This is a genomic window from Ruegeria sp. AD5 (assembly GCF_056542345.1).
Genome location: NZ_JBQFZR010000002.1, coordinates 924,022 through 943,499 on the forward strand (window position 1 = coordinate 924,022; position 19,478 = coordinate 943,499).

The following is a 19,478-nucleotide window of genomic DNA, read 5'->3' on the forward strand; positions in this document are numbered from 1 at the left end:
ATGCGCCCTTTAACGCATCTTGTCGTCAACGGAAAGCGTGCAGTTCGCCCTTGGTCGACACAACATACAGCGTCTGACCCGCCACAACCGGTGCCGTGGTCGCGCCACCCGGCACTTCGACCTGATGCACCAGCGCTCCGTCGACGGGATTGAAGAAGCGCAGATAGCCGTCGTTCGAAGCCACGACAAGGCGTCCACCGGCCATGATCGGGCCGTAATGCGCAAAGATCGGCCCCCGGCGGCCCGGCTTGTTCTTGACGAAGCCCGGCAGATCGATGGCCCAGACGGTCGAGCCATCGGCTGCATCCAACCGCACCAACTGGCTGCGATCACTGATCAGGAAAACACTGTTCCCCGCTGGCCAGACCGTATCAACGGCGCCTTCCGGTGCGGTCCAGTTCCGCTCACCCGAATTCCCGTCGAATGAAACGGTGCGCCCCGAGTGGTTGCCGATGATTACCGAGCTACCCGACACCATGGGCCCGGCGGTGACGTCCACGATCTGAGCCGCCGCACGGCCCCGACGCCCGCCTGCAACGGAGGCATTCCAGCGCAGAATGCCGCCCCGGCGGAACGTGGCCGCGATATCCCCCGAACCAAAGGCAAAGACTGACAGGTCCGAGGCAATCACGGGTGCAGGTGCACCCAGAACGTTGCCGACACTCGGCGTGCCTTCGATCTGCCAGATGATCCGGCCATCCTTGGTATTCACAGCCCAACCGGTTTCATCCCCGGCCACCAGATAGAGTATGCCGCCGCTGACCAAAGGCGCACCGCTGCCGGTCGCGTTCAGACGTTTCTGCCACCTTTGGGTCCCGGATTTCGCATCCAGTGCGGTCAACCTGCCGAAACCCGACGAGACATAGAGCACGCCATCGGCATAGGCGAGCCCGCCACCTGTGGCATCCCCGTCCTTTTCATTCGGCGGGATCAGATTTGTGCTCCAAGCGACCTGGCCTTGGGGCGTAACAGCCGAGACAATTGCCCCGGAATCGAGCGTATATATCAGGCCACCAGCAACAACAGGGTCTGCGGTGATCCGCTGTTTTCGGCTATCGCCGGACCCAATGTTAGCAGACCAAATACGCTGCGGTGTGGCACTCAGCGCTGCGTTTGTAGTGCGGAAGGCGGGTGTTCCCGCGCTTTGCGACCAGTTGGCGTTGCGGCTTTGAGCCGGAATGCTGATCGGTTTGGCGCCACGGGTTTCCACGGCCTCGTTGTCGATGGCGGCGCGAATATCCTCACGCTCACCCGGCAGAATAACCTCGGGCTCCTGACAGGCACTGAGAGCGGTGAGCGCAGCTGCCGCAACGGGCAATCCAAAGCCTGAGAAATAACGTGATAGCATAATCGACAAACTCGCCTGTGATGTTCCGTTTCGCTGCCGGTTAACCCTGCTGGGTCGCCACGGGCTCGGGTTCGCCCCCAAGTGCCACGATCAGTTGCGCCGCGCGCTGTTGCAGATCAACGCTGGCCTCAGCGTCCTGACGCAACGCCTGCAGCCGGTCCAAAGCGGCTTGCGTGTTGCCTTCGGCCACATCAATCAGGGCCAATTGTTCTTCGGCGAGCAGACGCAGCGGAGCACCGGGTATGGCCAGCGCTTCGAATTGCTGACGACGATCCGCAACCGGCATCGTGTCAGTTTGCAGCAACAGCGCCTTGAAACTTGCAATCGCACGGTAGATCTCGGGCAGATCGCCCTGCGTGGCGATGGCGTTCAGGCTGTTCACGGCATCCTGCGCGGATCCGGCCTCGGCCTGAGAGGCGGACAGCAACATGTTCAGAACCGCGTCTCCGCCGGCAGACGCAGCATCGACTGATTGCAGGCTTTCTGCCCGCTCGGCCGATCCGTTTTCGGCCAGCGCTGACAGAATCGCATCACCCAAAGCTTCGGCCTGATTGGTGTCGCGCGCCTTGCGGTATTCGTTGAACGCAGCACCGCCAACAATCGCGACAACGGCAACTACACCCACCCAGCCCCAACGGCGCAAAAGCAGATACATGCGATCACGGCGCACCTCTTCGGTGACCTCATCAATAAAACTGTCGGCGTCGCTCATCCCTGCCCCCAGGCTTAAGTGTCCGGTTTTCTAGCGCCATGTCATACCCCGGCGATCAGGCCAAGCCAAGTGCCCGATTTCACACATTTGCCTGCGTCCGCCTGACCCTTGCGTAAAAAACTAAACCGAACTATTCAGTTCAGTATGGAAAAGCCGTGCCAATTGCCCCATTTCTAAGGGTATGAGCTAAAGCCAACCGCGCGAACAGATCTGGAGATTCTACCGCATGCGATTGATTTCATTCGTTAACGCCGTTTTGGTAATTGTTGCATTGTATTTTCTTGTGTTCGAGCGCGACGCGCTGTTTGCGTTTGCCGGTCGCGGTGATGAGCCGTCCGAGACCGCAACCGAAGCCTCGGAATCAGTGCAATCGCCGGATTCGATCGGCGTTGTCGTATTGCGCTCGACCGCGCGCGAGATCGGCAGTGCTGTTCAATTGCGGGGTCAGACCAAGGCAAACCGCCAAGTCGAAGTCCTTGCCGAGACCATTTCTACCGTCGTGTCCGAGCCCAAGCGCAAGGGTGCTTTTGTCGAGGCGGGTGATCTGCTGTGCGAGCTTGATCCCGGAACCCGGCCCGCAAGCCTGGCCGAAGCCATGGCAGCAAAACTTGAGGCCGAAAGCCGCGTTCCCGAAGCCGAAGCGCGCTTGGAAGAAGCCCACGCCCGCCTGGCCGAGGCTGAGATCAACCTTAAAGCCGCCCGCAAGCTGTCGGAAACCGGATTCGGATCGGAAACGCGCCGTATCTCAAGCGAAGCCGAGATGAGCACCGCCGAGGCCGGAATCAAATCTGCCGAGGCCGGTCTGGAAGCAACGCAAGCCGGGATCGAGGCCGCCACCGCAGCAGTTGCAGCCGCACAACGCGAGATCGATCGCTTGACCATCGAAGCCCCATTCAAGGGCCTGCTTGAAAGCGATACCGCGGAATTGGGCAGCCTGATGCAGCCCGGTTCGCTGTGTGCAACCGTTATCCAGCTCGACCCAATCAAGCTGGTTGCCTTTGTGCCTGAGACCGAAGTGAACCGGATTATCGTCGGTTCGATGGCGTCTGCACAACTGGTCACCGGTTTACAGGTCGAAGGGCGCGTCACCTTCCTGAGCCGCTCGGCCGATGAAACCACACGGACGTTCGAAGTAGAAATCACCGTTCCCAACCCGGAACTTCTGATCCGTGATGGCCAGACCGCCAACATTCAGATCGCTGCCGAGGGCGTCAAAGCACATCTGCTGCCGCAATCCGCGTTGACCCTGAACAACGAAGGCGAACTTGGTGTACGCACCGTTGTCGCTGACAACGTGGTCGATTTCGTCCCGATCCGCCTGCTGCGCGACAGCGCCGAAGGCGTTTGGATTGGCGGCCTTCCGGAAACTGCTGATATTATCGTGATCGGTCAGGAATTCGTCACGCGTGGTGTGACGGTTGCGCCGACCTACAGGGAAGCATCGCAATGACGGGTATCGTCAGTTGGGCCGCAAGCCGCGCCAGAATGGTTCTGGCTTTCATCGCGATATCGCTGGTTATCGGCGGCTATGCTTATGTCGGGCTCCCGAAAGAGGGTGAGCCGGATATCGATATCCCGATGCTGTTCGTTTCGGTCCAGTTTCCGGGCATCTCGGCGGAGGATAGTGAGAGCCTCCTGATCAAGCCGATGGAAACCGAGATGGCCGATCTCGACGGGCTGGATTCGATGACCGCCACCGCTGCTGAAAGCTACGCAGGCGTTCTGCTAGAGTTCGAGTTTGGTTGGGACAAATCCGCCACCATTGCCGATGTGCGCGACGCCATGAATAGTGCGCAGGCCGATTTCCCCGATGGGGCCGAGCAATATACGATCACCGAGGTCAACTTCTCTGAGTTTCCCATCGTCATTGTCAACCTAACCGGTCCGGTCCCTGAACGCACGATGGCGCGCGTTGCCAAGGACCTGCAGGACGAGCTTGAGGCGTTGGATGCGGTGCTTGAGGCCGGTATAGCAGGAAACCGCGATGAAATGCTTGAGGTCGTGATCGACCCGCTGCGGCTTGAGGCCTACAACGTCACGGCCGCTGAACTAATCAATGTTGTGCAGAACAACAACCAGTTGATCGCGGCGGGCGAGGTAGAGACCGAACAGGGCACGTTCTCGGTCAAGATCCCTTCGTCATTCAAGACCGCACAAGACGTCTATGGCCTGCCCGTCAAAGTCAATGGCGACCGCGTGGTCACCTTGGGCGAGCTGGCCGAGATTAACTATACCTTTGAAGACCGCGCAGGCACGGCCCGGTTTAACGGAGAATCCACCGTCGCGCTGCAGGTCGTCAAGCGCAAGGGCTTCAATCTGATCGACACCGTGGCGCTGATCAAATCCACAGTGGCCGAAGAACAGATCAAGTGGCCAGCCGAGCTGCAGGCCGCTGTTGATGTGGGCACCTCGAACGACCAAAGCCGCATCGTCGATTCAATGGTGCGCCAGCTTGAAGGATCGGTTCTGACCGCCGTCGCGCTCGTGATGATCGTGGTGCTGGCTTCGTTGGGAACACGCGCCGCGTTGTTGGTGGGTTTTGCCATTCCAACCTCGTTTCTGTTGTGCTTCGCCTTCCTCGCGATGATCGGGGTCACCATCTCGAATATGGTGATGTTTGGCCTGATCCTTGCCGTGGGCATGCTGGTCGATGGCGCCATCGTTGTTGTGGAATATGCCGACAAGCGCATTAAAGAAGGCGTTGGTCCGATGCACGCCTATGTCGAGGCGGCGCAACGGATGTTCTGGCCGATTGTTTCATCGACGGCCACTACACTGTGTGCATTTCTTCCGATGTTGTTCTGGCCCGGTATCCCCGGCGAGTTCATGAAGATGCTGCCCATCACGCTGATCTTCGTTCTGTCGGCCTCGCTGATTGTGGCACTGATCTACCTGCCGGTCGTGGGCGGTGTCTCGGGCCGTATGAGCCGCAGTTTCGAGCGCAGCTCGAACTGGCTGCGAGCCCGCACGCCTTGGTGGCTGCGAGTGCTTCTGGTACCGCCTTCACTATATATGATCTTCCTCGGCGCGATGCAGGTTTTGAACCCCAACTATCTGCTGCCCGGCGGTTCAATTGCTGGCGTGCTGCTGTTTCTGTTCGGCGCCTTTGCTGGGTCGGTCACGCTGAGTGCTGCCAAGATCGAACGCGCCCCGGATGAACATGTTCATACCGCTAAAGAGCACACGCCCTTCGGTTATGTGATCAAGTTCTTGGTCGGCAATCCGGTCATGCCGGTGGTGTCCATCGCAGTCGTCTTTGCGGCGGTGTTCTGGGTCGCATTCATCATATTCCCGCAAAACTCTCGCGGTGTTGAATTCTTCGTGGAAAGCGAACCGGAACAGGCCACGGCCTATGTCCGGGCACGCGGCAACCTGTCTCTGGCTGAAAAGGACGAAATGGTTCTTGAGGCCGAGCGCGTAATCAGCGAACACCCGGCGGTGATCAACGTATTTGCCTTTGCGGGCGAAGGTGGGCTCAATCAGAACAATGGCGGTGCAGAAGCCCCCGCCGACACAATTGGTCGCGTCCAGTTCGAGCTCATTCCTTGGGAAGATCGACCAATCAGCTCTGAACAGATTACCGGTTGGTTCTGGGGACCGATTGCAGGTCTACTTGGCTTTGCAAAGGAAGAAGTCGCGGCGGAATATGACGGCAATTTTGTTCTGGACGAACTAACCGCAGAGCTGGCAACCCTTCCTGGCTTTATCGTTGATCTTCAGGCGCTGGAACAAGGTCCCGCTTCCGCCAAGCCCGTTCATCTGCGCATCAAAGGCGATAGCTGGGAGGATCTGACGGCCGCGACCCTCACAGCACGAGAAGCCTTTGACACCACACCCGGCCTGATCAAGATCGAGGACACCCTGCCCCTGCCCGGCATCGACTGGCAGATCGACGTGGACGTGGCCAAGGCGGGTCGATTCGGCGCGGACGTCGCAACCGTTGGCGCGATGGTACAGCTTGTGACGCGTGGCATCTTGCTGGGTGAAATGCGACCGGATTCAACCGATGAAGAGGTAGAAATCCGCGTCCGCCTACCTGATCAGGATCGCGTCCTGTCGACGCTGGATACGCTGAAAGTTCGCACACCGGACGGGTTGGTCCCCCTGTCGAACTTCGTCACCCGCAAACCCGTGGCTAAGCTCGCCGAGATCAATCGCGCGGATCAACAGCGCTACTATGACGTTAAAGCGGATGTCGAGCCTGGGCTGAGCAAGATCGTGACCACCGGTCCTGACGGTGCAGAGCTGCGTTTGGCAACCGTGCGCGCGATTGGCGAAGGTGCCACACCAACTGGCACCACGATTACCAGCGCGGACGGAGCAGAGTTCGAACTCGTTCAACTAACGGGTGCCGAGAACGTGGGTGAAGTGCGGTCCGCCATCGAAAGCGGTGACGCTCGGTTTGCCCTGATCAATCCGAACGAACGGATTGCCGTGCTGACCGAGTGGCTGGAAACCGACCCTTTTGGTCGCACCATCACTTGGGAATGGACCGGCGATCAGGAGGATCAGGCTGAAAGCCAGGCGTTCCTGTCCAGCGCATTCCTGGCAGCACTGGGTCTAATGTTCGTGATCCTGCTGGCGCAGTTCAACTCGTTCTACAACTCGGTGCTGGTGCTGCTGGCTGTGGTTCTGTCTACGACCGGCGTGTTGCTGGGCATGATGGTAATGCAACAACCGTTCTCGATCATCATGACCGGGACCGGGATCGTGGCGTTGGCCGGGATCGTGGTGAACAACAACATTGTTCTGATCGACACCTATCAGGAATATAGCGGCTACATGTCTCGCATTGATGCAATTGTCCGCACGGCTGAGGCGCGCATCCGTCCGGTTCTGCTGACTACGCTGACAACAATGGCGGGTCTGACCCCGATGATGTTCGGCCTGTCGCTGGATTTTATCGGCGGAGGGTATTCGATCGACAGCCCCACGGCACTGTGGTGGAAACAGTTGGCCACGGCGGTGGTCTTTGGCTTGGGTACGGCCACGGTGTTGACACTGATCGTGACGCCGTCATTCCTGGCGCTGCGAGTGTGGGTCACAACCTACGCGGTATGGCTGGGTAAGGCGCTGGCACGCGCCACGGCGGGTCGATCCAGCCAAATCGCGCAGGACATGGCAATCGGCCAAAGCGCGCGAGATGTGCAAGCAGCCGAAATGATCTGGACCGATGAACAGGACAAAGCTGCCCCTGATCAGAGCGTTCAGGACGACCGCCCCGATCATCCCCCGACAACACCGCTGAAGGCGGCGGAATAAAAAAAGGCGAGCCTTCGGGCTCGCCTTTTCAATTCTGGCAGACGCGTTACTCGACGAACGCGTATTCGCCCAGATCACACAGGTTCAGACCATAGTCTTCAATCGATTCTCCGTCGCTGAAAACACCGCGGATGTCATAGACACACGTGGTCAGCCCGTCCGCGATGAGGACGCCCACTTCGTAATCCGCGCCCAAATATCCACCCTCAAGAAGGTTGCCTTCCCAGCTGCCGGATGAGGCCGGAGACACGTTGAACTCGACCAGATCATAGCTGGTTTCATTGATAATCAAGAATTCCAGATCCTCGGCTGCCGCCGAAGTCGCCATCAACAGTGTTGCAGTCAACGCTGCTGCTGCTCGCATTTTCATGAAGTTTCTTCCTTGTCTGTGTTTCGGCCCGCACAGTGTCGCGGTGGCGGGTCCGCGTCAAACGGAAAACCGTATCGCAGCGGCCGATTTTTATCGAACCGATCCACGCAATCATCAGTTGTAAGGACCGTTGGGCTCACGCCGCTTCACTGTCGGCCTGTTGACGGTTCCACAGCTGGGCATATCGCCCTTCGCGGCGGAGCAGCTCATCATGCGTGCCCTGCTCAATGATCTCACCACGTTCCAGCACGACGATCCGGTCGGCCTCGGCAATGGTGCTAAGGCGGTGTGCGATGGTGATCACCGTCCGCCCCTCACCCGCTCGGGCCAAAGCATCTTTGATGTCCTGCTCGGTATCCGTATCCAAGGCTGACGTCGCTTCGTCCAACAACAGGATCGGCGGGTTTTTTAGCAAGGTTCGGGCGATGCCGACGCGTTGCTTTTCACCGCCTGATAGTTTCAGGCCGCGTTCGCCGACCTTGGTATCGTACCCTTCTGGCAGGCTGACGATGAAATCATGAATCTGCGCGGATTTGGCGGCGGTCTCTACATCCTGCTGGGTCGCGCCTTCACGCCCATAAGCGATATTGTATCGGATCGTGTCATTGAACAGGACCGTATCCTGCGGAACGACACCGATCGAGGCATGCAGGCTTGACTGGCTAACATCGCGCACATCCTGCCCGTCGATTTTCAGCGACCCGCCGGTGACATCGTAAAACCTAAATAGCAGCCGCCCGATTGTGGACTTCCCAGACCCGGTGGCGCCGACAATCGCAACGGTCTGACCGGCTGGTACGGTCAAAGAAACGCCCTTGAGGATTTCGCGATCAGGCTCGTACCCAAAGCGGACATCTTCAAGCGTGACCTCCCCACCATTTACCTTCAGGTTCGGGGCGCAGGGTTTGTCCATCACTTCTGCTGGCTGTTCCAACAGATCAAACATCTGCCCCATATCCACCAGTGATTGACGAATTTCGCGGTACACCGTGCCAAGAAAATTCAGCGGAACGGTTATCTGGATCATGTAAGCATTAACCATCACGAAATCGCCGACGGTCAGCGCCCCCTTCTGCACGCCCATTGCAGCCAGAACCATCACGCCAATCAGGCCACATGTGATCAGGAACGACTGACCAAAATTCAGGAATGCCAGCGAATAGGCCGTCTTCAGCGCAGCCTTCGCGTAACCTTTCATCGAAACATCATACCGTTCGGCTTCGCGGGTTTCGGCATTGAAATACTTGACTGTTTCGAAGTTCAGCAGGCTGTCGATGGCGCGCTGGTTGGCCTCGGTATCCTGATCGTTCATCTCGCGCCGCAGCTTCACGCGCCACTCGGTCACCGCAAAGGTGAACCATATGTAAAGCGCAATTGTCACCGCAACGACGACCAGATACCAGACGTCGAATAACCATAGCAGGATGATCGACACCAGAAGCAATTCCAGGATCAGCGGCCCGATTGAAAACAGCAGAAACCGCAACAGAAACTCTACGCCTTTCACGCCCCGCTCGATTATCCGGCTGAGACCACCCGTGCGCCGGGTCACGTGATAGCGCATCGAGAGCTGGTGAATGTGCTGGAACGTCTCAAGCGCCAGCGCTCGCAGCGCGCGTTGCCCAACCGGTGCAAAGAACGCATCCCGCAATTGCTGGAAGCCAACAGTCATCATGCGGGCCACACCATAGGCAACGGTCAATCCAATCGCACCCAACGCAAGCGGCGGTACACCTTCGCCCGCCAAACCATCCACGGCACCTTTGTACAGGATGGGAGTATACACAGCGATCAGCTTGGCCAGCACCAGCATCGCCATCGCCAAAATGACACGCCGTTTCACCCATGGCTCGTCCTCGGGCCAAAGATAGGGCGAAACCTTGCGGATGGTTCGCCAGCCCGAACGATGCTCGTCCGTGTCGGTTTTGATCGCGGATGGTTGTCTCATCACGTACCTTAACTGCGGTCAGAGAAAAGCCCTGGCCCGGGTTGGGCCAGTGGTCATGTTTATTCAGGAATGGTGAAAATCTGCCCTGGATAGATCAGGTCAGGATCACGGATCGAATCTTTGTTAGCCTCGAAAAGTTTGACATACAGCACACCGTCACCAAACCGGTCGCGCGAGATCGCCCAAAGCGTATCACCCTTTTGAACCGTGACCGAGCGGATCGCCGGAGCGTCGGTTGAGGCCTCACCCGGATTGGTGGTTTCGGTCGCGCGCAGGACCTCGACGGGTTCGCGTTTGAACGGCGTCTCAAGCCTGCTGACCACAGTGCCATCTGGGGCAACCTCATCCACCCTCAGAGTGTAAACTCCGGGGTCAATGCCCTCGACCTCGCCGCGCCATTGCCCGTCAGTCGCTGGTGCAATGTCGGCCACAAGCTGGTTGTCCAGATACAAGCGTACGGCCGATCCATCCTGTGCCCGCCCGGTCAATTCCACATCACCCGCGTCCGAATAGCCAATCGTGTCCAGGGCAATCTGCTCTGGCGGCGTATCCTGAACAGTGGGTGCTTGCAAAAGTTCAACCCCTTCTTCGCCCGAGCGCAGGATCGCAACCTGCTGGTCAGGCGCGTCGCCTGATTCCGGCTGAGTTTCAGTCGCGGGCGCGGTCTCATTCACAGGTGGCGTTGCGGCACCTGCAACTTCTGGTTCATTCTCTTCGGTTTCAGCTTGGTTGGCTGCTTGCTGATCGGTTGTTTCCGTATCCGTCGTCTGTGCCTCGGCAACCTCTTCGACCGGATCATCGGCAGCGGGCTCCGACACGGCCGGTGGGGCCGGTTCGGGCAGCGCCGCGATCAGATAATCATCTGAACGGCTGGTGTCTTCGCCTTTCCGGGTCTCAAGAACAAGCCCGCGAGCGTCGTCTGCAAACGGGATCGATACAAATTCGGCGAACTGGCCGCTGTCATCGACGGTAAAGCTGTGAACGGTCTCACCGTCCAGCAGAACACTGACCTCGGACCCCGGTTCGGCATTGCCGGACAGTACCGCGTTTCCATCGGACTCAACGAATATCTGATCCAGAACCGGCGCGGCCAAAACCGGAACATCCGCTTCTTCGCTATCCGGAGTTTGATCGGAAATCTCGGGCGGTGTGTCTTCAGCAACAGATTCGCCGGCTTCCGCCGCCTGGCTTTCGGGCTGCGCCTCCGCTGGCTGGGTTTCCGGCTCAGCGACCTCCGCAATCGGCTCGGATGTTTCGGTTGCTTCCTGCTCAGCCTGCTGTTCCGGCCCGCCGAACAGACCGGACAGGTACAACCCGCCCGCAACGAGCACCACAACGATCCCGGCAACCAGCCCCCATATGAAGGTACCAGAACCTCCGCTTCCCGATTTGGCGTTCATTCTTTTCCTTTCACTCCGCCCGGGAAATGCCCAGTTTGGCGCGCATTTCATGGAGCGGTTGAGCCAACCTATCAATCCCGCTATCAGGGGTCAAAACCCCTAACACAAGAGCAGAGAGCCCTACCTATGTCCCAGAAATCCGTCTGTGTGTATTGCGGGTCACGCAATGGTGTGAATCCTGCCTACTCCGCCGCTGCCCACAGCTTTGGAACCTTGTTGGCCAACGAAGGCTGGCGGCTGGTCTACGGGGCCGGAGATGTGGGTCTTATGGGCGAGGTCGCGCGTGCAGCGCAATCGTCGGGCGGCGATACATTTGGGGTGATCCCGGTGCACTTACTTCAGCGCGAGGTCGGCAAGACCGACCTTACCCGGTTCATCGTGACCGAGACGATGCACGAGCGTAAAAAAGTGATGATCATGAACGCGGATGCCGTAGTTGTCCTGCCCGGCGGCCCCGGATCATTGGACGAACTTTTCGAAGCACTGACATGGCGGCAACTGGGGCTTCATGACAAACCCATTCTGGTGATGAATGTTGACGGGTACTGGGACACGCTGCACACGCTGCTGAATCAACTGATCGGTCAGGGGTTTGCAGATGGTTCTCTGGCAGAATTCATCACCTGGGTCGACACACCGGATGCGACCATGTCCGCGCTTCGCAAATTACTGAACTAAGAAAAACTGGCAATCGGGCGGCGCAAACCGCCCGAGTCTCAGTATTCGTTTAGGCAGGTTTCGCCAACCGAGTCTTCAGTATCCGTTCGACCTTGTGCAACGGGTGGTTTGTGAGTGTTTTGTCGACTTCGGCCACAACCTTTGCCAGCACTTCACTATGCAGCCGACGGCGCAACAGGCCCAGAACATGCGGACTGGCAACCAACACCAATCGTTTATAGGCCCCTTTCAGCCCCTTGCGATTCAGAAGGTTCGCCACATCCTGAACGAACAGAGATTTTGCGTGGGACTTCCATGTCTCCTCTTCAACTGCAGATTTCTGGTTCGGTCCCGTATCGGGTCGCCGCCCTGCCCTGTCACTTGGCTTGGTCGGTGCTGCGTCCTGTTCTTCGACCGACACAACGACCAAGTTGGGGTCCTGTGCGTCCGTGATATTCTCCATCACCAGCGCTTTTTCCCCATCGGCGATGATAACCCATGTTCCCTGTTCAAGTGCAGCCATTCGTGATCTCCTGTATCGCTTAGGTTGGCCTTCGCCTGTCCCTTAGACACACCTGTTTAACGATGCGGCGTTGGTGTTTCGCTCGCATTTTGATAGGTTTTTGGTTGATTGGCGGTTCTCTCCCTCCGCCTACTTTACGTAGGTGCAGAAAGGCCGTGCACAATAGGTGGGATAATGAAAGTTGACGTACCGGCAGGTTTTTACCGGCCACCCATCAATTCATAACAAAAAGCCCGCCAGCATCACTGCCAGCGGGCCATTCATTAAGTTCTACCAAGTGGAAATCACATCCGCGAGGCTACGTTTTCCCAGTTCACCAGGTTGTCGAGGAAGTTCGACAGGTAGGCCGGACGCTTGTTGCGGAAATCGATGTAATACGAGTGCTCCCACACATCACAACCAAGCAGTGCGGTTTGACCGAAGCACAGCGGGTTCACGCCGTTTTCAGTTTTCGTCACTGCCAACGAACCGTCGGCATTCTTGACCAGCCACGCCCAGCCGGAACCAAACTGACCGGCACCGGCAGCGCTGAACTGCGACTTGAATTCGTCAACCGAACCAAAGCTCTCGGTCAGAGCCTTCTCCAGCTCACCGGGCATCGCGTTGCCACCGGGGCCCATCATCTCCCAGAACTGGTTGTGGTTCCACAGCTGGCTGATGTTGTTGAAGATACCGTTCTGCGCGACAGCATTTGCGTCGTATGTGCCAACGATGATCTCTTCCAGTGACTTGCCGTCCCACTCGGTGCTGGCGATCAGCTTGTTGCCGTTGTCGACATAGGCCTTGTGGTGCAGGTCATGGTGATATTCCAGCGTTTCCGCGGACATACCCTTGGCTGCCAGCGCGTCATGTGCATAAGGAAGATCAGGAAGTTCAAAAGCCATCTCGGCCCCCTGTTGAAAATGAATGTTGCGGTTCCAAAGGTTAAATGCTTTGACAGCCGCCGCAGGTCAAGGGCCGCAACACAAAAACCCGGAGGTCCGCGATGCTGACACAGGCGCGCAAAATGTTCTATCGCGCCCGCGGATACTATGCGGGCAACTTGAACGGTGAACCCTTTCGCCTGGACCCCTATCACTCGAAATTCTGGCGCAAGGCATCAGCCGGGGAGTGGGAACCCGAGACATTTTCGGTGCTGGACCACTATCTGTCGCCCGAAAAGGACTATCTTGATATCGGTGCATGGATCGGCCCCACGGTCCTCTATGCCGCGCGCCGCGCTCGCCATGTGTGGTGTTTTGAGCCTGACCCAGTGGCTTACCGCCATTTGGTCTGGAACCTAGAGCTGAACGACATCCGAAACGTATCAGCCTTCAGCATCGCCTTGTCAGATGGGTTTGGAGTGACACGAATGGCTTCAGCGCACGGAGAGGCAGGCGATTCAACGTCATCATTGCTCCACGAAGGAAGCCATGGCACCGACGCACTTACCATCGGTTGGGATCAATTTTCTGAATCCGTCGACCTGACTGATGTCTCTTTGGTCAAAATGGATATCGAAGGCGCTGAATTTTCGGTCCTGCCTTCTATGCTGCCTTGGTTAGAAAAAGATAACCCTGCGCTGTTTCTCTCAACGCACGCACCTTATCTGAGCGCAGACAACCGCAGCGCGGCCATGAAAAAACTATCAGAAGACCTGGCTTTCTATAGCCATTGCCACGACCCACACACAGGCGAAACCGGCAAGTCAGCCCTCACGGGCAAGCGTGCACTCACTCAATTCCCGACATTCCTGTTCAGCGCGAACCCCTGACACCCGAACCAGAGATTCGGCCTTCATCTCGACAGAAATACCTTGGGAGTGAGGCCGCAGGCCGAGGGGGCAAAGCCCCCTCACCCACATATCATCAGGCGATCAGGGCTTAATAAACCCCGACCTCGCTGCCGGGCTGCGCCGCAACCTTCAGCAATTTGAACGCATAGTCCGCCGCAGAGCGGAAGCAGACGATGCGGAAAGTCTCAGCGTCGTCCATCCAGAAGGCACCTGCCACCTGCGCCAAACGCGAACGGCGGATCTGGCCGGGTTGGAATGCCTCGGCCGACAGCTCAACCGGAGCCAGCTTGCCCAATACCTCGCGCGCGTTCGCGCCCGAAACGCGGAATACGGCCCGCGCGTCGGAGACGTTGACCGCCAGCGCGTGCGTACCACTTAGCGCGTTGGTCATCGCGGCCAGTTTGGCCTCGACCTCGGCATAAGGCACAAGCACCAGCAATTCGTCGGTGGACATCCAGCAAACACCGGTGTCGCCATTCACAAACGCTTCACGCTGACCGGGCACTTTCTGCCCGGTGGCGTCTTTGACAGCCTTAGCCAGTACCTTATCCGACAGATCACCGCGCAGTGTGATCATGCCCTGTAGGCCGCATTCCTCGATCTTGGCGATGCCATTATATGAGGCGTGGTTCAGTGCGCTGATGGGTTCAGACATTCTGCTTCTCCCCGTCCTTGTCATAGAAGATCGGGTCCACGATCTTGGCCTTGTAGGTTTTGCCGTCAGTGCCCGGGAACTCGACCACTTCGCCCATCCGGTCGGGGCCGTGTTTGATCAGGCCCATGGCGATGCCTTTGCCCAGATTGGCCGAGTAGTAGGTCGAAGTTACGCGACCGATCATGTTGCGCTGACCGTTCGCATTCACGCCCTCGCCCACCGCATAGGCACCGTCCGGCAGAACCGATCCATCCACAGTCTCAAGACCAACCAGTTTCCAACGCTCAGGATCGGCCATATGGGTCCGCGAATGTGCGCGTTTTCCGAGGTAATCCTCTTTCTTTTTGGACAGCGCCCAGTGCAGCCCCAGATCCTGCGGGATCACGGTGCCGTCGGTCTCATCGCCGATCATGATAAAGCCTTTCTCGGCACGCAGAATATGCAGACATTCGGTGCCGTATGGCATCACTCCGAACTCCTGCCCTGCCTCGATCAGAGCGTCCCAGAACGCCTGACCTTGGCTTGCAGGGACCGCGATCTCATAGGACAGCTCACCCGAGAACGAGATACGGTAGGCCCGCGCGTCGAACGCACCGATCTTACCGTCACGCCATTCCATGAAGGGCAGCGCCTCTTTCGACAGGTCCATGCCGCCGAGCTTCTCCAGCACCTTGCGGGCGTTCGGGCCCACAACGGCAACCTGAGCATATTGCTCGGTCACGTTCGCGACGTAGACTTTCCAGTCCCACCACTCCGTCTGCAGCCATTCTTCCATGTGGCCATGGATACGCTCGGCCCCGCCTGTGGTGGTGTGGCACAGCCATGTGTCCTCATCGATGCGGGCAACAACGCCGTCGTCGATCAGGAAGCCATTCTCGGAACACATCAGGCCATAGCGGCATTTGCCGACCTTCAGCGTGGACATCATGTTGGTGTACATCATGTCCAGGAACTTGCCTGCGTCGGGGCCTTTGACGATCAGCTTGCCGAGTGTCGAAGCATCCAACAGCCCGAGGTTTTCGCGGGTGTTTTTCACCTCTCGGTTAACCGCGTCATGCACGGATTCACCGGGACGGACATAGGCATAGGTCCGGCGCCAGTGGCCGACCGGCTCCCAATCGGCTCCGTTCTTATCGTGCCAGTTATGAATCGGCGTTTGACGGATCGGCTGGAACACCTCACCACGCGCTTCACCACCAATCGAAGCCATCGAGATGGGAGTATAGGGCGGGCGGAAGGTGGTGGTGCCGACCTTCGGGATCTCTGAATCCAGCGCATCAGCAAGGATTGCCAGACCGTTGATATTACTCAACTTACCCTGATCCGTTGCCATGCCCAGCGTGGTGTAGCGCTTGGTATGCTCGACACTTTCATAGCCCTCGCGCGCAGCCAGTTGCACGTCCGAGACCTTGACGTCGTTCTGGAAGTCCAGCCACGATTTCATGCGCAGATCAATCTCGGCATTAGAAGGCATCAGCCAGACAGCGGCCATTGGGGCCTCGGCCGTAGTCTCACCAACTGGCGCTTTGGTGCGCTTCGCAGCGAACCCGGCCGCCTTCGCTGCCGCTTTGCCGGCAGTATCTGCATCCTTCAGGACATCTCCCAAGGCCAGCGGGCCGTTCGAAGCCCCTGCCGCCAGAACAAAACCTGCACCGTCGGCCCCCAGCGGAGGACGCGAAGGATCGGGGCGGAAATGCGCGTTCGCCTCATCCCAGATCAGCTTGCCGCCGCAATGCGACCACATATGCACGACCGGAGACCAGCCACCTGACATGGCAATCGCATCGCATTCGACCTCTTCCCGGGCGCCTCCGATACCCTCTTGATTGCAGATCGCAACTTTCTTGACCCGCTTGCCGCCTTTGACCTTTGCGATCGCCTTGCCCGGATCGACGCGGATACCCAGCTGACGCGCCTCTTCGGCCAGAGGTCCGGCGGTGTCGCGCGCATCAACCACGCGCAGGACATCGACACCGGCCTGCTTCAAGATAATTGCAGTCCGGTAGGCGTCATCATTGTTGGTGGCGATGATGACACGGTCACCCGGCGTCACGCCCCAGTTGACCACATAGTCGCGCATGGCAGAGGCCAGCATGACGCCAGGCACATCATTGCCTGCGAATGACAGCGGACGCTCAATCGCACCAGTCGCGGTCACGACCTGCTTCGCACGAATGCGCCACAGGCGGTGACGCGGGCCCTGAACACCCGGCTTGTGGTCTGTCAGGCGCTCATAACCCAGCACATAACCGTGGTCATAGACACCAGCGCCCATGCAGCGATTGCGCATGGTGACGTTGTCCATTGTTTCGAGTTCGGAAACCAATTGTTCCACGAACTTATCCACAGGCTCACCATTGATGGTACCGCCATCAACCGGAGCGCGACCGCCCCAATGTGCGGTTTGTTCAATCAACATTACCCTGGCACCGGACTGGGCTGCCGTTTTGGCGGCCTGCAGACCTGCAACGCCACCGCCAATCACCAAGACATCGGTGAAGGCGTAAAAGTGCTCGTATGTGTCCGCGTCACGGTTGTCCTTGTCGGGCGCTTTGCCCAAACCCGCCGACTGGCGAATAAACGGCTCGTAAACATGTTTCCAGAACGGTTTCGGATGGATGAACATCTTGTAATAGAAACCGGCGGGCAGAAACCGCGACAGATGCGTATTGATCGCGCCGATGTCGAACTCGAGGTTCGGCCAGTGGTTCTGTGATGCGGATGTCAGACCATTGAACAGCTCTGTCGTGGTGGCGCGCTGGTTCGGCTCAAACCGGTTGCCCTCACCCAGACCGACCAGAGCGTTTGGCTCTTCCGCGCCACTAGCGACCACGCCGCGCGGGCGGTGATACTTGAACGACCGGCCCATCATCATCTGATCATTGGCCAGCAAGGCAGACGCGAGCGTATCGCCCTCGTAGCCCTGCATCGAGGTGCCGTTGAAGGTGAAGTTGACCTTTTTCGACCGATCAATCAAACGGCCATGTTTTGCGAGACGGGTGCTCATGATGCGGACCTTTCGCAGGCGGTATTTCGGATGGCTGTACGGATCATTTGTACTCTCTCCACGTCCAGCCGGGACGCTTGGCGGTGATGGCATCCTTGATCTCTTGCGGCGGCTCTGTTGTCTGCGCCGGATAGGTGCCAAAGACCTCAAGCGTGTTCGTACAGCGCGCGGCGTGGAACCACTTGCCGCACCCATTGGCATGGCGCCAGCGTTCGAAATGAACGCCCTTGGGGTTTTCGCGCATGAACAGGTAGTCGTGGAACTCATCATCTGACGAGCCCGGGCCATAACGCTTCAAATGCGCCTCGCCACCTGCAGCCAGTTCAGTTTCTTCGGCTTCGACGCCGCAATAGGGGCATTTCAAGATCAGCATGTGATCATCCTCTTGGCAGCAGGCGAGACGTATCTGCCTGCAGATTCTGCGTGACGGGCGTGCGAGATTTTTCGACGAAAAATCTTCATCAGTGCGCCACCCCGGCCGCGACGCTTTCGTCGATGAAGCGGCCTTCTTTGAAACGATCCAGCGAGAAGGCTTCGGTCAGTGGTGAATGCCCCGTGGCCATCAGCTGTGCCATGCCCCAGCCCGATCCCGGAATGGCCTTGAAGCCGCCGGTGCCCCAGCCTGCGTTGATAAAGCAGCCATTAAGCGGTGTTTTCGACAGGATGGGTGAACGGTCGCCGGTCATATCCACAATACCGCCCCACTGGCGCAGCATTTTCAGGCGCGAGATCATCGGGAAAGTTTCGACCAATGCGCGTACCGTTTCCTCGATATGATGGAAGCTGCCGCGCTGGGTATAGTTGTTGAACCCGTCCGTGCCACCACCAATCACCATCTCGCCCTTGTCGGACTGAGACATGTAGCCGTGTACGGTGTTCGCCATCACAACGACATCCATGCAGGGTTTGATCGGCTCGGATACCAGCGCCTGCAGCGCGACGGCCTCAAGCGGCAGACGGAAGCCCGCCATCTCAGCCAACTGGCCGGAATGCCCCGCAACCACGATGCCCAGCTTGTCACAATCGATGGCACCTTTTGTGGTATCGACCCCGACAACACGACCGTTTTCGGACCGGACGCCGGTGACTTCGCATCTCTGGATAATGTCCATACCCATGGCCGAGCATGCACGGGCATAGCCCCATGCTACCGCATCATGGCGCGCGGTCCCACCACGTTCCTGCCAAAGCCCGCCCAGAACCGGATAGCGCGGACCTTCCAGATTAATGATCGGCACCAGTTCTTTCACACGCTCGGGCCCAATCCATTCGGTCTGAACACCCTGCAGCGCATTCGCATGCGCAGTACGCTGATAGCCGCGAATCTCGTGCTGGGTCTGCGCCAGCATGATTACGCCACGCGGGCTGAACATGATGTTATAGTTCAGCTCCTGGCTCAGATCTTCGTAGAGACCGCGCGCCTTTTCGTAAATCGCCGCTGACGGATCCTGCAGATAGTTCGATCGGATGATGGTCGTGTTCCGACCGGTGTTGCCACCGCCCAACCAGCCTTTTTCTATTACGGCAACGTTCTGGATGCCGTAGTTCTTGCCAAGATAGTAAGCTGTTGCCAGGCCGTGACCGCCGGCCCCGACGATAATGACGTCATAGCGCTTCTTAGGCTCCGGCGAACGCCATGCGCGCTCCCATCCGGTGTGATAGCGCAGCGCTTCGCGCGCTACAGCAAAGGCTGAGTAGTGTTTCATGTGCGAATCCGTCCGGTCTTCGATGATTGGGCGCAGGTATGCCGTGCCCGTACATTTTAACCCTGCCGCGCAACGCCGCAATAATGCACTATTGCGACATGAGCGCCCTTCGCGGC

The 19,478-nt window shown here is 58.4% G+C and carries 15 protein-coding genes; 4 read left to right on the forward strand and 11 right to left on the reverse strand.

The genetic code is table 11. The features are described 5' to 3' along the window. Window positions 1-25 precede the first annotated feature (25 nt). Together ACR0JG_RS13185 and ACR0JG_RS13190 are read right to left on the reverse strand one after the other, a co-directional pair. On the reverse strand, window positions 26-1,348 hold the full coding sequence (locus ACR0JG_RS13185) for an outer membrane protein assembly factor BamB family protein (protein WP_480570307.1): 1,323 nt from the start codon (window positions 1,346-1,348) through the stop codon (window positions 26-28). 40 nt (window positions 1,349-1,388) lie between these two features. Continuing rightward, window positions 1,389-2,060, reverse strand: a complete 672-nt coding sequence (locus ACR0JG_RS13190) for a hypothetical protein (RefSeq protein ID WP_170693679.1) — start codon at window positions 2,058-2,060, stop codon at window positions 1,389-1,391. A 226-nt stretch (window positions 2,061-2,286) separates the two neighbouring features. Here ACR0JG_RS13190 and ACR0JG_RS13195 point away from each other — a divergent pair, with 226 nt between their 5' ends. Then, window positions 2,287-3,510, forward strand: coding sequence for an efflux RND transporter periplasmic adaptor subunit (locus ACR0JG_RS13195; RefSeq protein ID WP_480570310.1), 1,224 nt, complete (start codon window positions 2,287-2,289; stop codon window positions 3,508-3,510). Continuing rightward, entirely contained in the window at window positions 3,507-7,322 is a 3,816-nt protein-coding gene (locus ACR0JG_RS13200; protein WP_480570313.1) for an efflux RND transporter permease subunit, read from the forward strand. The genes ACR0JG_RS13195 and ACR0JG_RS13200 overlap by 4 nt, the downstream gene beginning before the upstream one ends. Window positions 7,323-7,368: 46 nt before the next feature. Here the strand turns inward: ACR0JG_RS13200 and ACR0JG_RS13205 are convergent, their stop codons facing one another. The 3 genes from ACR0JG_RS13205 to ACR0JG_RS13215 form a co-directional block, all read right to left on the reverse strand. Beyond that, window positions 7,369-7,692: a hypothetical protein gene (locus ACR0JG_RS13205; RefSeq protein ID WP_170511927.1), complete on the reverse strand. Its 324-nt coding sequence runs from the start codon at window positions 7,690-7,692 to the stop codon at window positions 7,369-7,371. 136 nt (window positions 7,693-7,828) lie between these two features. Further along, on the reverse strand, window positions 7,829-9,640 hold the full coding sequence (locus ACR0JG_RS13210) for an ABCB family ABC transporter ATP-binding protein/permease (RefSeq protein WP_170403258.1): 1,812 nt from the start codon (window positions 9,638-9,640) through the stop codon (window positions 7,829-7,831). 59 nt (window positions 9,641-9,699) lie between these two features. Beyond that, entirely contained in the window at window positions 9,700-11,040 is a 1,341-nt protein-coding gene (locus tag ACR0JG_RS13215) for a LysM peptidoglycan-binding domain-containing protein (RefSeq protein WP_480570316.1), read from the reverse strand. Window positions 11,041-11,166: 126 nt separating this feature from the next. Here ACR0JG_RS13215 and ACR0JG_RS13220 point away from each other — a divergent pair, with 126 nt between their 5' ends. Then, window positions 11,167-11,718, forward strand: a complete 552-nt coding sequence (locus ACR0JG_RS13220; protein ID WP_170396357.1) for a TIGR00730 family Rossman fold protein — start codon at window positions 11,167-11,169, stop codon at window positions 11,716-11,718. 49 nt (window positions 11,719-11,767) lie between these two features. On the opposite strand, the gene ACR0JG_RS13225 is transcribed toward ACR0JG_RS13220, so the two are convergent. Together ACR0JG_RS13225 and ACR0JG_RS13230 are read right to left on the reverse strand one after the other, a co-directional pair. Then, a complete protein-coding gene (locus tag ACR0JG_RS13225; protein WP_170396355.1) occupies window positions 11,768-12,220 on the reverse strand; it encodes a baeRF12 domain-containing protein in 453 nt (150 codons plus the stop codon). Window positions 12,221-12,504: 284 nt separating this feature from the next. Then, window positions 12,505-13,104 (reverse strand): superoxide dismutase, encoded by a 600-nt coding sequence (locus ACR0JG_RS13230; RefSeq protein WP_170403267.1) that lies wholly within the window; start codon window positions 13,102-13,104, stop codon window positions 12,505-12,507. A gap of 101 nt (window positions 13,105-13,205) precedes the next feature. Between ACR0JG_RS13230 and ACR0JG_RS13235 the strand changes: the two genes are divergently transcribed. Further along, window positions 13,206-13,973, forward strand: a complete 768-nt coding sequence (locus ACR0JG_RS13235) for an FkbM family methyltransferase (RefSeq protein ID WP_170635259.1) — start codon at window positions 13,206-13,208, stop codon at window positions 13,971-13,973. Window positions 13,974-14,082: 109 nt separating this feature from the next. On the opposite strand, the gene ACR0JG_RS13240 is transcribed toward ACR0JG_RS13235, so the two are convergent. From ACR0JG_RS13240 to ACR0JG_RS13255, 4 genes are all read right to left on the reverse strand, one after another. Then, window positions 14,083-14,649: a sarcosine oxidase subunit gamma family protein gene (locus ACR0JG_RS13240; RefSeq protein ID WP_170635260.1), complete on the reverse strand. Its 567-nt coding sequence runs from the start codon at window positions 14,647-14,649 to the stop codon at window positions 14,083-14,085. Beyond that, window positions 14,642-17,656, reverse strand: a complete 3,015-nt coding sequence (locus tag ACR0JG_RS13245; RefSeq protein ID WP_480570320.1) for a sarcosine oxidase subunit alpha family protein — start codon at window positions 17,654-17,656, stop codon at window positions 14,642-14,644. The genes ACR0JG_RS13240 and ACR0JG_RS13245 overlap by 8 nt, the downstream gene beginning before the upstream one ends. Before the next feature lie 43 nt (window positions 17,657-17,699). After that, window positions 17,700-18,029: a sarcosine oxidase subunit delta gene (locus ACR0JG_RS13250; protein WP_170396347.1), complete on the reverse strand. Its 330-nt coding sequence runs from the start codon at window positions 18,027-18,029 to the stop codon at window positions 17,700-17,702. Between the two features lie 88 nt (window positions 18,030-18,117). After that, on the reverse strand, window positions 18,118-19,362 hold the full coding sequence (locus tag ACR0JG_RS13255) for a sarcosine oxidase subunit beta family protein (protein WP_170396345.1): 1,245 nt from the start codon (window positions 19,360-19,362) through the stop codon (window positions 18,118-18,120). Between the last annotated feature and the right edge of the window lie 116 nt (window positions 19,363-19,478).